We start from the raw sequence: 12,404 nt of genomic DNA on the forward strand, positions 1-12,404 counted from the left end.
CCTTCTAATAATCAACATCGTACAAGGACGATCGTCCTCGATAACGCCTTGCATCAACATACCTTTTTGTCTCGATAAAATACTCATCAAGACCACCATTTAACTGAACAAACCCTAGTTCATTTAAGACCCTTTCGACAGCTAAAGCTATCTCCGTTACCTTTGATTTGCTACTCGCCTCAATATTCATCTGATAGGTCAACTCTTTCTGAAGAGCTCTATCACTCCCAAAACTAGATTGTTTGGGAGGCGCCATTGGAACAATGGCTAGACTTGGTTTGGATGCATCTAGAGATTCTGGACGATAGTATGGTTTGACAGCAACACCAACCAATTCAGGCTGTTGTTTCAACAAATCAGCAATACGCCTCATCATATCGCTCATTCAATCAACTCCTTTAACTCCTCTCTAGCTAACCTAGGAAATTGCTCCCCAAATTCATCGATGACCCCTTGCAACTTACCAAACCCTCTAGGACGATAGAATTTCCCATTCCTGGTAAATCCCATCTCATTCAAGTGTTCAATATTCCACCGAGGACTATCCCCAGGGTCCGAACGCTTCCAACCAACCTTAATTTTCGGGATATTGTAATCCGCAAAAGACACATTCCCAACGACAATCTGGCGAACAGTATTTCCTTTATCAACAAAAGACCTAGCCATAACCTCAACTTCTGGAGCTACATGATCCTTGGCAATCGTACGCAACGCCTTACTCGTCACACGCCTCATATTCGCCTCGCCAAAACGAGACTCAAGCGCATGAAGAATCTGCTCCATACCAGTAACTTGATAATCACTCATAATCAACTACCAACCAAAAATATCACCAGATACATACGATTGTAGAGGTCTGGTTGGACGTCGATAACGTCCCATTCCTTGCCGCTAAAACGTTCATCGTGAATAACGACTTTGTCCGAATTTTTAGGCTGGAAATCCTCCAACGGGTCTCTAATTTTAACTGTCGCATAAGCTTTTATTGCCTTAGACTTGATAGATTCAAGAGCAAGGGCGTTTTTAGAAAATCGCCCCTTCAAGCTCTCTAAATCTTGAAAAGTGACATCATGAACTTCTCCCCACGCAGAAAAACTCTCTCCAGTCTCTGCGTTAGATTCATAGAAGTCATCAGAAACCTTCATCCGTTTAAACGTAACTAAGGTTCTAAGCGTGCCGTTATGGGTAGTCTCACGCTTAAATTTTCTACTCCGTAGCATCGTCACTTCCCTCATTTGCAATTATCATGTTACGAAGATATAGAATTTCAATTTCATCACTATAATTCTTTTGAAATTCATCTAACGAATCATGATATAGGTACATAGCCCTTTCCAAAACTAGTTCTTCTATCGTATCGTCAAAACTACTAGCTCCAACCAAAGTAGCAATAGCCAAAGCGCTGGAAGTCAGCATTCTAATAAGCTTGTCATCTTCGCTCTCATGAGTGATTCGCATCCTCTCTTTAAAGTTTTCAAGTTTACTAGCAGCATATTCAGCAGCTTTTTTCATCGCTACTCCTCCTTATCCTTCGTTTTTGAAGACTTAACCACCTCATAAAAATCCGGAGGAACCCGAGATGACAAAGAAGCAAACCGCTCCTTTGACACCTCAAACACATCCCCCACCTGACGAATTGTGTTAGCTTCCCAATCCCCAAAAGGCTTAATAACCCTGATTTTTACTGATTTCATCAGGAATTACCCCCCTGTGACTGTCAACACAGCAGATGCATGATTGTCTTTAGCTTTTCCGTAATAGTAACCTTTGGCTGTGTAAAGCATCCAATCTTCAAGAGCAAAAGTCTGGTCAAACTCCTCAATAGTAAGTGAACCATTGGTGGCCATCAATGCATCATATCGGTCTGTCACAAATGCAATCGCCTTACCGTTTTCTAATGCCAATGTTTCGATAAATTTAATACCGTAAGGCACTGTTGTTACATAAGCACCACCATCTGTCAACTTCGTGAAGCGTGCCTCTAAATCCCAATGGTCGTCTGGGCTGACCAAGATACGAACTTTCCCACGAATTTTTTTGCGACGATCCTTATCATTTTTTGATAAGTACTTCATGACTGGTGCCAAGATTTTAGGAGCATTTTCCGGGTTGATTGTAGAAAGATCAGCGATTGCATCCTTATCTGTCGGATAAGTAATGACTTTATCTCTTACAACCTCATCACCTTTACCGATTTTCTTAATAAGACCAACAGGTTGCTTAAAACCATCACCCTTGACAATCGCTAACTCCAATGCTACAGCCATCGCCTCTTTAATTTGTTCGATAACAAATTGCTTCAACCAGCTATAGCTGAATTTGAGTGCATCTTTAGGAAGAACAACAAATGCCGTTAATTTGTTCATGCCAAAGTCAACTTCATCAAATTTTTGTTTCAGCTGACCTTTGATTTCGCTATAGATTTCTCCCCAAACCGCAACACCATCTGTTTCAGAAATCAACGCTTTAGCATTGATACCAGTTGTCTTGAAATTAATCACAGAAAGAAGTTCATGTTCTTCTTTCAATTCATCAAAAACTTGAATCATCATCTCTTCTGGAATGAGCTTTTCAGTCTTCACACCTGCTGGGTCCTCTGGGTTCACAACCTCATTGAAAAAGTTAAGCTCAGCCGTTGAAAGTGTACGATTGGCATCTCGGAAATTAAATAATTTTTCCAACTTATCAGATGCCATTTCATTAATTTCAGTACCTAAAATATTGAACGCCTCATTAAAAAGTTCCTCTTGGCGTTCCTGACTTGCACCATTAGAAATTTCAGCGCTTAATTTCCCAACCGCAGCACGATACTTAGGTACTGCCTTTAAATCAATAACCATATTTTTTACTCCTATAAAACAAATTTTGCAAAAGGCGAAACCGCCTCATTTTCTTTTACTGCCCCAATGACTTTCTTAACAGCATCTTCAATCTGATTAGCATCAACTACGATTTCAGCATGAGCCACAGGCTGTTCCTTACGCTCCTTATTTTCTGCCTCAACCTTATCCAGACGTTCCAATACAGTATTGATAAGCTTGTCTTGCGACTCGCATAGTTTCTTCATCGAATAAAAACTATTTACAACACCTTCTGGAATATATGTTGATTCTGAAGCTACTAATTCAGGTAATTCATCCTGAAACATCACCGAATCAGCCAAACCAAAACTGACAGCCTTCTGAGCAGTGAACCAAGTAGTATCACCCATTAAATCCAGAAGTTCATCCATAGATTTACCAGATTTGATAATATATGCATTTGCGATGGATTGATTCATCGCTTCAATGACATCAGCCTCTTTACGCAATGCGGTATGATCTCCACTTGCAAAAGAAGAAACATTGTGAATCATCATCTGAGCAGTAGGGCTCATCTCAATCACATCACCAGCCATCGCAATAACAGAAGCCGCACTAGCAGCAAGCCCCACAATCTTGACAACCTTTTTCCCCGAATAAGATTTCAAAGCAGTGAAAATCTCACTACCAGCAAACACAGACCCACCACCAGAATTAATATGAATCTCAATATCTTCGCCATTGTCCGGCAAAACTATATCTTTAGGTGCAGTTGATTCCATACCCCATTCATCATAAAAATCCTTATGATTGTTCGGAATGATTGGCCCCTTGATTTGCACTATCGTCATCCTTAGTACCTCCTTCCTCCCTAAGTTCCAGATAATTCTTCGTTATATAGAGACGTTGCCCAAGCCCGTTAGGGAGCGGACTTAGACCAATTTCCTCCCGAATCTCATCTGCCATAGCTAAACCAGCGGCGATTAATTTATCCCCACTTGCAGCAATATCAAACAAATCACGACGAAGAAGACCAGTAGCCTTGATATAGTTTCCCTCGGCGTATTGCCCCTCGGAGAATATAGCAACCTGCAATCCATCAATCAGCTTTCTAATGATTGGTTCAATAACCACCTCTATCATCTGTTCATGATTTTTCTGATTATCAGCCAATTCTCCGTGAATTAGAGCAGGCGGGATGCCTACCATTTCACAAACATCATCAATGTACTGGTTCTTAACCTGTTTGATATCATCAACAAAAGAAGCTTTAGAGGAATAGCGATTCGAATACTCGTTATACGCACCATCTTTATTTAAAGGAATCGCAACTACAGAATCTTTTTTAATCCTCTCAACAACACGTTGGAAGAATTTTTCCTGCACATTTTGTTTTCCCTTACCGTCAGCAAGCTCCTGGGCTTTTTCTCTGACCTTATCTTTTGGAAGACCTAGAGTAAAGCGAATCTGATTAGCAGTCTTCTGACGATTAATCAACCGACCAAGCAATTCGCCGTAGTCTGTCCATAATTGTTCGGTAAAAGTAGCTAAAGAATCATTTTCATTCTCGATAAAAATAACCTTATCGTGTTCAAAAACATCATCAACCGTCATCCCTTGGATCGTACTAACACGATAACGATTTCCTTTCAAACTGGTTTCTTCAGTCGAATATGATTCAGCAACATAAAGTTTCCCATCGACAACTACCAGTAATACCTCGCCATCCTTGATTAATTTTTTTCCAATCTCAGAAAGAAATTCTGAAGCAGACTGATTTGGATTAGGGCAGACATTCAACAAATAAAGCCAATCAGAATAATTACTTGCATCTACACCTTTCAGTACAAACTTCGCTTTAGAAAGACTCCTGCCAACATAGTTAGCGACTTTTGAAAGAGCCGCAGATTTCAATGCGATATTCTGACTAATTTCCTTTATCTCTCCATCGTCACCTAAAGACTCATCAAAAGATGCGGATTTTTTGAATGTAAAAACATCTAATAGTCCCACAGATACCTCCGTTCTAGCGAACTTTCGTGCAATACTAGTCATTAAAAAGACTTAGAAAGTCTCACAATGCTCCTCTCAGCACCACAAATTTACAGACCTTGTAGGAATCGAACCCACGACAACAAGGTTGGAACTTGCCATGTTACCACTACACCAAAGACCTAAAAACGGGAACAGCAGGACTCGAACCTGCGACACACGGAGCTTCAATCCGTTGCTCTACCAACTGAGCTATGTTCCCCAAAAAAACGCTGAGATTACACGTCTAAACGATTGACTTTCGCAACCTTATTGTTTAATTGCTTATCCACTGGAATCCCTCCCAGTACCAATCATGCACGGTTGGTTAGACCAACCACCCCTTACGTCACAAACTACTAAGCCGTTTTTCAATTAACGAAACCCCCGCTAAAGGACTAAGCTGCTTTACTCTTCGACTTCACTCTCATCCTTGCGAGATTTGAGCGGGTAGCCTAGCTACCGAAGTACACTTTCCATTTGTGACGGGCAATGACTTTCGCTTTTAAATAATGTTTTTGTTGAATCATATAACACATACATATTTCCCTAGTCGTATCGTAGACGTGCATTGCCATGCGTTTCATCCCCTTTTGGAGAACAAAATGCGCAACGCCTACCTTTATCCTCGTGTTAGCAGCACTCAGACTCATCAACACCCCATGGGTAGTCAACCCACAAACCATTGACATACCACCCGCTCTCGGCGCGACCCTCGAACTAAAGTAGCTCCTTCCTCCTATGCATTCGTCTCACGCACTACCGACGTAGCACCTCACCGATTGGCTCTGGCAAAACGCTTTGACTTCATACACTGATACCAAACTGATACCATAAGGATTGGATTGCTTAGAATGACCATTGCTGGCGCTAAGATTGATACAACCGAATCAAAGCTTTCCCGTGTCGCCACGGATTATCTAGGCTAAGCCCTAACAGAATTGATACCAGGTTCGATTAAAAAAGACAGTGTTCATCAAAAAAAATATTGACGCAAAAATAACAAATATCTCTTCCTGGTACCCTTAAACGCCTATATCTTCTCAAACAAAAAGTGCAAAAATGGTAAAAATGCGCAAAACTTTAAAAAAAGCAAAAAAAAATAACCGTGCCCCCATTGACACGGTTATAAGTAGTCTTTCCTACCAGTCAAGATGAGTAATCACCTCCTCAACGTTTCCAAAATGGCTTTTTAAGACGCTTGATTTCACGTTCCAGAATTTTAATTTGCTTATCATAATCTTCAAACTTCTGGTTGATGGCCTGAACATTGACTGAATGAATACCTTCCAGATTATCCAGACGATTATCAATGCCGTCCAACCTAGTACTATGCCTATTCAACCTAAAGCCGAACCATTCCAAACAATCCCATAACTCTTTGATAGGCTTGTATTTCTTCTTCATGCGTTTATTCATAACATTCCTCGCTTTCTATTAAGCAAAATAAAACAAAACAAAATCGCTTTCTGGATTCTTATAAAAGCCAACACAATCATAAAAATCCTCTTCATACTTAAAACCCAAATAACTCTCATGCATAAGTTCAACAATATCCTGCAAATTCTGACCTTTGAAATCAACCATAAGTTCAATAGATTTTCCAGAACTCCCTTCCGAAACATGTATTTTGTGAATAGGTCGACCACAAAATTTTTCATCTTTTTTTATCATCTCAATACCACTCCATTACATCGTTATAAAATTCCAAATCAACTTCAATATCCAGCTGGCCTGAACGCCACATGGCATACTGAAACGCCTTAAAACCATCCGTCTTACGCCTCGTATCCTCCTTCTTATCATAGACAACATTGCCATCAGGCTTTAACTTCCTAAGCACATTATTCGTATACCACCGCATCATGTCATTCTTACCAAAGATAACATTATGCCGCGCAAAAGCAGTCTCAATTTTAGGAGCAACCAAACTATCACTAGCCTTCGGATTCCGTAAAACTTCGACCTGATAACCAGCTGGAGCCTCAAATTCCCCCTTAAACTGAACCTCAAACCCCTCTTTCTCAAAGAAAGGCTTCAGAAGATCCATTTTATAGTTATCAGCCACAATCCGTTGCAAGTCATAGCCATATTCATCCCTCATCCGCACGAACCAATCAACCACATACCTAGGATTAATAGTCGGCTCATCAATAACTGTCAACAAGCCCTCATCCTCCCATTTCTTAATCGGAGCAAATTGACGCTTCCCATTAACAGAATCTTTCGGACGAGAATACCCATAGTAAGTATCAACGAACTCCTTCCGCACAAACGAATGACACAACCACACATAGTCATCACCGACCTTGAACAACAACCCGACTGCAGCAAAGTCACGAACCGCAGCATAGTCCAAGCCACCGATGCAAATCTCATCCCTCAAATCAGGGAAATCACGCTTAGTCGCCACCAGTTCCTCATGAGTCGCCACACTACGCTCAGTATCCATGACAGGAAAATCCATCCTCTTCGTCATGAACTCCTCACGGTTTGACGGATCCTCAATCATCTCATCATACTGCTCACAGACCACATCAAACAACTCTTCAGCATACTCGCTCATCGGACGATGGAACATAGGATTAGCCTTTTGCCACTTCTCCTTATCATCCACCTCCTTCTCTTCATCAATCTTACAAATAAAGACAAACATCGAGTTCCAGCGAGCCTCACCACTCAGAACCTTCCTAGCCTTCTCCTTCATACTATCGATGAACCCCTCACGAACATACCCATCTGTACCAATATAGAACTCACGAGAATTTTTAACCTTACCAAGACCAGACTTGTGGACACGAACATCCTTATTGGACTCATACTGATGAATCTCATCAAACACCACCATACCATCACGCAACCCATCCTTGGTGTTACCATTCGAAGTACGAAACCGCATGACACTATTGGTATGAAGAGACTTGATTTCAGACTTTGTATTGTAATAAATTTCTTTTAACTTAGGATTTGACTCAATAGTATTGTAAATCTCTTCGAAACTCGTCTTCGCCTGGTCTTCCGAGTTCGCAACCAGAGAAACATTATAATTTTTAATCCCATGAAAAGGGCTGAGCAGAAAAGCAATAATCCCAGAAACCAGACCATTCTTACCACCTCCGCGCCCCATCATAATCAAGATAGTTTTATAAACATTCCTATCATTGGCTGAGTACCTTAAAAATACAAAAGAAATGATAAATTTTTGAAAATTTTCGAGCTTAAAGAACCATTTTTCGATGAATTTGATACAATTTTCTATCATTTTTTCATCAAAATAGACCTCTTTTTTGTCTAACCTCGGAACGATTTCACGATAAATATAAGCAACTAAATCGACACGTTCTTGGTTGAATAAAATCGTCCCTGACTCATATTCATCTATGTAATCTTGCACATACTTAATCACATGCCATCACCGCCTACAAGAACTCATTCGGATCAGCAAAATTTGTATTTTTTGAGGCCGCATCTCGTTCCTCTTGCTTCTTGTCAAAAAACTCACCGAGCTTTATCAAAGCCTGATTAATCTTGACTTTTTCCCCAATAGCAGAGTTTGCTTTTAGAAAACTTTGAGCTCCATTTTTCACTACAATCATGTAGCCATCTTTTTTCAAAGTCTTGTCTAATTCTTTGTAAATTTTGACCAAATTCAGATAGCGCTCAACCTTTTCAACTTCAATTTGACTATCCATATTTATGAGACTCATAAGCTCATTTTTTAATTCGCCAATTTTCATTAGTCAACTCCTTTTTTTGTTATTTACCCCCTCCCCTAATTACGCACGCATACCCCAATTTTTGGTCAGAAAACTGGCCGCCGGTCTGGGAGCTTGGGTAAAATCACCACTTTTTTTCGACCGGGGGGGTGTTTGCGTATGGAATTTCCGAACGTTTCGCGTTAACGTTTACAACTATGTCAATTTACCATTCGAATTGCTCATCATTCCATTTCTTTTTACTTGATTTGAACCGATTGTGGCGCTTATTATGACAGTCTTTACACAAGGTTCGAAGGTTTGTTAGGTCTAGCGCTTTATCTGGATTCTTTTCTAGTTCTTCTATGTGGTCAACTTCTAGTCTAGTTGTTGTCAGCTTGCCAGCTTGATAGCACCAAACACATCTATACTTATCTCTCTTTAGCGCTTCAAGCCTTTTCTGTTGCCATTTGTACGTTTTATAAAATGGATTTGATTTCATCTTTCTACTATTAGAGCGCAAAAAAAGCGCAAATTTGGTAAATTTGCGCAAAAGTTTGATATTATCAAAAAAAATTATTGGGCTAAAACATTGATTTTATGCGGTTTCTGAGCGATTCGAAAAATTTTTTTAAATTTTTTTATAAAAATGCTTGACATTATTTTCCAAGTGGAATATAATAGTCTCGTAAGCTAGTTCAGGAGCTTACAAAAAAATCCCCCTGAACGATGCCATGGGTAGAAAGGGGGTGAGGAAATGGCAAGACGTGCCAAGAAGAAAAAGCGTAGCACATTATCTATGAGTGATAAAATCACAATCATGGCCGTGATTGTAGATATTATCATCGTACTCATAGAAATAGCACTACACTTCTTCTAATTCCTCAGAGATTGGGAAACTTCCCAGTCTCTACCCTTGGCATAAGTATAACATAAGGAGCAGGAAAATGCAAGAACCGAAACGCCCACGAGGTAGACCGAAAGGACGAACCGAACGAAAACAGATAACACTAGACTTAAGAATTGAAGATTACAACTATCTGACTGAACTAGCTGAAGCTAATCAAAGCACCAGACGGCAAGCGATTTTTGATGGTTTAAATCTTTTAGAAAAAAAAATAAAAAAAACTATTGACAATACTTTCCAAGTGGAATATAATAAAGACAAATAAAAAAAAGACCTGTAACAAGTCAAACGCCAATCCGAGTTGTTACAAGTCACTCCACTCACTACCAAGTAGAACCAAGTAGCAAGATACCACTATTGTATCATGCGTGCTTGGTCTAGTCAAGTACGCTTTTTTAGCGTACCTCAAAAAAGAAAGAAGGTACATCATGAAACACACAGCTAAAGAAATCAAACAAGTCTTGAAAAACAACGGCTTCAAAACTCAAAAAATTTCCGCTAGAGACGGCTATATCACTATCAAAGATTTGTCAATCAGTTGCCACCAAGTAGCGAAGCTCCTTCAAAAAGAGCTAGGCATCAGCATCTATGATGTGGAATATGACATGGATGTATTTGAGGAATTAGTAAATTCAAAAATAGCTGAAGCTAGTCAATTACTCGAAGAAATCAAAGCAGGCAAAGAAGTCAGCAAAGAGTTCGGTGAGTATGTTCTGACAGCTTCAGCAGGTTCAAACGGTTTCAGCGGAAGCTACGCCATCCAAGGGGCTGACAGCTTCCACTTCTGCAACCAATTCAAAAACGTGTATGACCTCGCTTACGGCTTGGCAACACTTGAAGCACATTAAACCAGAGCCGTCTCAACGGCGACTCGATTTATCGAAACAGAAAGAGGAAATATCATGGCAAATTATAATAAAGTTAAACAGTTTGAAAATACAGGTATCTTGATCAGTGATTGGATTACAAACAAAGAAACATTAAAAAATTTTGACTCTGAAAGATTCTGTTTAGCTTACTATTCAGAAACCTTCAGGGGCGAAACCAAATATTACTACAAAATCGTCCCTAAAGATTGGCTTAGTGATAACACCTTTAAGCTTGTCAGCGAGCTGCCAACCCCAATCAGACAAGGCACCATTTACGGACTAATCAGCAAACACTACAACCAACAGAAAGAGGAAAACACCATGACAGTTACACTTTTTAACAAATCATTCGCTAATGCTACAGATGCCCTTATTGCTGCTATTGAACATTTTGATTTAGACGATGCTCAAGAAATAGGATTGCCTGGCTTAGCCGTCGCTTTGAATGCTTATTACAAAGGCTTGCTAGATAATAAATCAATTTTCAAACAGCTAGCTAAAATCTTGCTAGATCAAGAAATCGACACATTGACCGATGATACAATCTACCGTACAGCATGGGAATTGGCTGATTATTCCAATTTTGACAGCGTTCAACATGCATTAGAAATTAACTGACATTAAAAACCAAGTCAATCGACTTGGTTTATTTTTTTATTCAAAGAGCGGATTGCCGACCGCTTGATATTTTGAAGGGTTCGAATGCTGCAATTCATATCATAGGCGATTACGTTCCACGGTTTGTCATCTACATAGTAAAGTCTCAAAACAATCGATTCCACCGGATCGTCTAGCTTATCGATGGCTTGAACTAATGTTTCACGTTCGTCATGTAATCGGCTAATCTCATGATCTATATCTTTGCAGCGTTTTTTTGCTTTCTCAATCATCTCTCCCTTAAATCCTGAAATCATACTACCGACTACATTACGCTCGCGTTGCTTAGAGCGTACAAGTATCTCATGATGCTTTAATTTTTTCAATCTTTGCTCAATATTCATCAAGCCCTCCTACAATTTTTGTTTTTTCGAAAGTAACAGATGCTCTGTCTTAATATCATCAAAACTGCGAGTTTGGATATTAAACCTTTTTCGAAATTCTTGATGTAATTTTATCTCTTTTTCAGTTTCTTCAAGATTCTTTGCAATTATGTGACTCATTTTTTGAAAGTCTTCAGCAGTCAGTTGTTGTCTGCTGTCTTTAAACGGATTTCCAAATACTAATTTATAGGCCACTATACAAGATTCCATAAATTCCCAAAAATAATCTTCGGATTTCCTCATTTGGTTTCCTCCAACTAATTCAAAAAATCACCCTCAAAAAAGCAACATATCTTATATTCTGTTTCCTTTTGATAAATAGGCTCAATCGCCATATTCTGCAAGGCTTCAAAGTTATTTTGCAAAAATACAATGCAACATTTTTCCAATATGTTTCTTTTTATCACTTTTTTTAAAAAAATTATAGGCTAAATCCAGCCATTGCTTTATCTTTTTCGTCTTGGTTAATACCAATGTATCGCAAAGTAATGTCTGGTGAAGCATGGTTGAAAATTTCCATCAGTAGAGCCACATTCTGGTCTTTCTTATACATATGATATCCAAACGATTTTCTGAGCGAATGAGTACCAATCCTTTTTAGACCACAAGCTTTAGCGCACTTATTAAGGATTTTCCAAGCCTGTTCTCTACCAATCGGACGTTTCTTCCCATCTTTATCTCTCTTGTTGCTTTCAAAAAGATAGTCATATGGTTTTAAACCTTTAGCTTTGATATATTTATCAATCTGTTTCCTCAAATAATCATTAATATAAAATTGCTTCGGTTTACCAGTCTTTTGCTCAATTATGACTACATGTGTATCTAACACCTCTCGAACCTTTAATTTTAACAAATCGCTGATTCGCAATCCTGAATTTAACCCAAAGACAAAGAGCAGAAAATTCCTCGGATTCCAACTTTCCATAAAATCCTTCATCCGCTCAATGTCGTCCTTATCTCGTATCGGCTCAACAGTTTTCATTGCATTCCTCCTCGTAAAATAAGTTTATGGGGATTTTTCAATCCCAAATTTTTAATGAGTGTAATAATGTTAACTTGAC

Annotated in this window: 20 protein-coding genes and 2 tRNA genes; 4 read left to right on the plus strand and 18 right to left on the minus strand. The window is 39.2% G+C overall.

Going from position 1 to position 12,404, the window contains the following annotated elements; all coding sequences use genetic code 11:
• Positions 1 to 4 precede the first annotated feature (4 nt).
• The 15 genes from SST62_RS0101715 to SST62_RS0101790 form a co-directional block, all read right to left on the minus strand.
• A complete protein-coding gene (locus SST62_RS0101715; protein ID WP_029186063.1) occupies positions 5 to 385 on the minus strand; it encodes a hypothetical protein in 381 nt (126 codons plus the stop codon).
• Entirely contained in the window at positions 382 to 807 is a 426-nt protein-coding gene (locus SST62_RS0101720; RefSeq protein ID WP_029186064.1) for a hypothetical protein, read from the minus strand. Before SST62_RS0101720 ends, SST62_RS0101715 begins: the two co-directional genes overlap by 4 nt.
• A gap of 2 nt (positions 808 to 809) precedes the next feature.
• Positions 810 to 1,220 carry a hypothetical protein gene (locus SST62_RS1000000112850; RefSeq protein ID WP_029186065.1) on the minus strand — a complete coding sequence of 137 codons (411 nt, stop codon included), beginning with the start codon at positions 1,218 to 1,220 and terminating at the stop codon, positions 810 to 812.
• Entirely contained in the window at positions 1,207 to 1,512 is a 306-nt protein-coding gene (locus tag SST62_RS0101730) for a phage head-tail connector protein (RefSeq protein WP_029186066.1), read from the minus strand. Before SST62_RS0101730 ends, SST62_RS1000000112850 begins: the two co-directional genes overlap by 14 nt.
• Before the next feature lie 2 nt (positions 1,513 to 1,514).
• Entirely contained in the window at positions 1,515 to 1,694 is a 180-nt protein-coding gene (locus SST62_RS0101735) for a hypothetical protein (RefSeq protein ID WP_029186067.1), read from the minus strand.
• A 6-nt stretch (positions 1,695 to 1,700) separates the two neighbouring features.
• The gene (locus SST62_RS0101740) at positions 1,701 to 2,840 is read right to left on the minus strand and encodes a phage major capsid protein (RefSeq protein ID WP_029186068.1); all 1,140 of its coding nucleotides are present in this window, start codon (positions 2,838 to 2,840) and stop codon (positions 1,701 to 1,703) included.
• A gap of 11 nt (positions 2,841 to 2,851) precedes the next feature.
• Positions 2,852 to 3,652 carry a head maturation protease, ClpP-related gene (locus SST62_RS0101745; protein ID WP_029186069.1) on the minus strand — a complete coding sequence of 267 codons (801 nt, stop codon included), beginning with the start codon at positions 3,650 to 3,652 and terminating at the stop codon, positions 2,852 to 2,854.
• On the minus strand, positions 3,606 to 4,814 hold the full coding sequence (locus SST62_RS0101750; RefSeq protein ID WP_029186070.1) for a phage portal protein: 1,209 nt from the start codon (positions 4,812 to 4,814) through the stop codon (positions 3,606 to 3,608). Before SST62_RS0101750 ends, SST62_RS0101745 begins: the two co-directional genes overlap by 47 nt.
• A gap of 92 nt (positions 4,815 to 4,906) precedes the next feature.
• Positions 4,907 to 4,977, minus strand: a tRNA-Trp gene (locus tag SST62_RS0101755).
• Between the two features lie 5 nt (positions 4,978 to 4,982).
• A tRNA-Phe gene (locus SST62_RS0101760) sits at positions 4,983 to 5,055 on the minus strand.
• Between the two features lie 947 nt (positions 5,056 to 6,002).
• Positions 6,003 to 6,239: a hypothetical protein gene (locus tag SST62_RS0101770; protein WP_194283581.1), complete on the minus strand. Its 237-nt coding sequence runs from the start codon at positions 6,237 to 6,239 to the stop codon at positions 6,003 to 6,005.
• A gap of 30 nt (positions 6,240 to 6,269) precedes the next feature.
• A complete protein-coding gene (locus SST62_RS0101775) occupies positions 6,270 to 6,506 on the minus strand; it encodes a hypothetical protein (protein WP_029186073.1) in 237 nt (78 codons plus the stop codon).
• Between the two features lies 1 nt (position 6,507).
• Positions 6,508 to 8,238, minus strand: coding sequence for a terminase large subunit domain-containing protein (locus tag SST62_RS0101780; RefSeq protein ID WP_029186074.1), 1,731 nt, complete (start codon positions 8,236 to 8,238; stop codon positions 6,508 to 6,510).
• A 13-nt stretch (positions 8,239 to 8,251) separates the two neighbouring features.
• On the minus strand, positions 8,252 to 8,569 hold the full coding sequence (locus SST62_RS0101785) for a P27 family phage terminase small subunit (protein ID WP_029186075.1): 318 nt from the start codon (positions 8,567 to 8,569) through the stop codon (positions 8,252 to 8,254).
• A gap of 184 nt (positions 8,570 to 8,753) precedes the next feature.
• Positions 8,754 to 9,029, minus strand: a complete 276-nt coding sequence (locus SST62_RS0101790; protein WP_029186076.1) for an HNH endonuclease — start codon at positions 9,027 to 9,029, stop codon at positions 8,754 to 8,756.
• A gap of 255 nt (positions 9,030 to 9,284) precedes the next feature.
• Between SST62_RS0101790 and SST62_RS1000000112985 the strand changes: the two genes are divergently transcribed.
• From SST62_RS1000000112985 to SST62_RS0101810, 4 genes are all read left to right on the plus strand, one after another.
• Positions 9,285 to 9,407, plus strand: coding sequence for a hypothetical protein (locus SST62_RS1000000112985; protein ID WP_266577825.1), 123 nt, complete (start codon positions 9,285 to 9,287; stop codon positions 9,405 to 9,407).
• 67 nt (positions 9,408 to 9,474) lie between these two features.
• On the plus strand, positions 9,475 to 9,699 hold the full coding sequence (locus SST62_RS0101800; RefSeq protein ID WP_029186077.1) for a hypothetical protein: 225 nt from the start codon (positions 9,475 to 9,477) through the stop codon (positions 9,697 to 9,699).
• Positions 9,700 to 9,862: 163 nt separating this feature from the next.
• Complete coding sequence (locus SST62_RS0101805) at positions 9,863 to 10,282, plus strand: hypothetical protein (RefSeq protein WP_029186078.1); 420 nt, start codon at positions 9,863 to 9,865, stop codon at positions 10,280 to 10,282.
• A gap of 54 nt (positions 10,283 to 10,336) precedes the next feature.
• The gene (locus tag SST62_RS0101810; RefSeq protein ID WP_029186079.1) at positions 10,337 to 10,921 is read left to right on the plus strand and encodes a hypothetical protein; all 585 of its coding nucleotides are present in this window, start codon (positions 10,337 to 10,339) and stop codon (positions 10,919 to 10,921) included.
• A 14-nt stretch (positions 10,922 to 10,935) separates the two neighbouring features.
• Here the strand turns inward: SST62_RS0101810 and SST62_RS0101815 are convergent, their stop codons facing one another.
• The 3 genes from SST62_RS0101815 to SST62_RS0101825 all read right to left on the minus strand — a co-directional run bounded on the left by SST62_RS0101815 (position 10,936) and on the right by SST62_RS0101825 (position 12,325).
• The gene (locus SST62_RS0101815) at positions 10,936 to 11,304 is read right to left on the minus strand and encodes a DUF1492 domain-containing protein (protein ID WP_029186080.1); all 369 of its coding nucleotides are present in this window, start codon (positions 11,302 to 11,304) and stop codon (positions 10,936 to 10,938) included.
• A gap of 9 nt (positions 11,305 to 11,313) precedes the next feature.
• On the minus strand, positions 11,314 to 11,586 hold the full coding sequence (locus SST62_RS0101820; RefSeq protein ID WP_029186081.1) for a hypothetical protein: 273 nt from the start codon (positions 11,584 to 11,586) through the stop codon (positions 11,314 to 11,316).
• Positions 11,587 to 11,764: 178 nt separating this feature from the next.
• A complete protein-coding gene (locus SST62_RS0101825) occupies positions 11,765 to 12,325 on the minus strand; it encodes a site-specific integrase (RefSeq protein ID WP_029186082.1) in 561 nt (186 codons plus the stop codon).
• Between the last annotated feature and the right edge of the window lie 79 nt (positions 12,326 to 12,404).

The organism is Streptococcus suis YS56, from assembly GCF_000440115.1.
Lineage (GTDB): Bacteria > Bacillota > Bacilli > Lactobacillales > Streptococcaceae > Streptococcus > Streptococcus suis_L.

What these genes read in the sequence shown, in the direction of transcription:
- SST62_RS1000000112850 (WP_029186065.1), bottom strand. Translation starts at nt 1,220, where the DNA reads ATGCTACGGAGTAGAAAATTTAAGCGTGAGACTACCCATAACGGCACG.
- SST62_RS0101735 (WP_029186067.1), bottom strand. Translation starts at nt 1,694, where the DNA reads ATGAAATCAGTAAAAATCAGGGTTATTAAGCCTTTTGGGGATTGGGAA.
- SST62_RS0101825 (WP_029186082.1), bottom strand. Translation starts at nt 12,325, where the DNA reads ATGAAAACTGTTGAGCCGATACGAGATAAGGACGACATTGAGCGGATG.
- SST62_RS0101740 (WP_029186068.1), bottom strand. Translation starts at nt 2,840, where the DNA reads ATGGTTATTGATTTAAAGGCAGTACCTAAGTATCGTGCTGCGGTTGGG.
- SST62_RS0101730 (WP_029186066.1), bottom strand. Translation starts at nt 1,512, where the DNA reads ATGAAAAAAGCTGCTGAATATGCTGCTAGTAAACTTGAAAACTTTAAA.
- SST62_RS0101815 (WP_029186080.1), bottom strand. Translation starts at nt 11,304, where the DNA reads ATGAATATTGAGCAAAGATTGAAAAAATTAAAGCATCATGAGATACTT.
- SST62_RS0101775 (WP_029186073.1), bottom strand. Translation starts at nt 6,506, where the DNA reads ATGATAAAAAAAGATGAAAAATTTTGTGGTCGACCTATTCACAAAATA.
- SST62_RS0101770 (WP_194283581.1), bottom strand. Translation starts at nt 6,239, where the DNA reads ATGAAGAAGAAATACAAGCCTATCAAAGAGTTATGGGATTGTTTGGAA.
- SST62_RS0101720 (WP_029186064.1), bottom strand. Translation starts at nt 807, where the DNA reads ATGAGTGATTATCAAGTTACTGGTATGGAGCAGATTCTTCATGCGCTT.
- SST62_RS0101800 (WP_029186077.1), top strand. Translation starts at nt 9,475, where the DNA reads ATGCAAGAACCGAAACGCCCACGAGGTAGACCGAAAGGACGAACCGAA.
- SST62_RS0101745 (WP_029186069.1), bottom strand. Translation starts at nt 3,652, where the DNA reads ATGACGATAGTGCAAATCAAGGGGCCAATCATTCCGAACAATCATAAG.
- SST62_RS0101805 (WP_029186078.1), top strand. Translation starts at nt 9,863, where the DNA reads ATGAAACACACAGCTAAAGAAATCAAACAAGTCTTGAAAAACAACGGC.
- SST62_RS0101790 (WP_029186076.1), bottom strand. Translation starts at nt 9,029, where the DNA reads ATGAAATCAAATCCATTTTATAAAACGTACAAATGGCAACAGAAAAGG.
- SST62_RS0101810 (WP_029186079.1), top strand. Translation starts at nt 10,337, where the DNA reads ATGGCAAATTATAATAAAGTTAAACAGTTTGAAAATACAGGTATCTTG.
- SST62_RS0101785 (WP_029186075.1), bottom strand. Translation starts at nt 8,569, where the DNA reads ATGAAAATTGGCGAATTAAAAAATGAGCTTATGAGTCTCATAAATATG.
- SST62_RS0101820 (WP_029186081.1), bottom strand. Translation starts at nt 11,586, where the DNA reads ATGAGGAAATCCGAAGATTATTTTTGGGAATTTATGGAATCTTGTATA.
- SST62_RS1000000112985 (WP_266577825.1), top strand. Translation starts at nt 9,285, where the DNA reads ATGGCAAGACGTGCCAAGAAGAAAAAGCGTAGCACATTATCTATGAGT.
- SST62_RS0101715 (WP_029186063.1), bottom strand. Translation starts at nt 385, where the DNA reads ATGAGCGATATGATGAGGCGTATTGCTGATTTGTTGAAACAACAGCCT.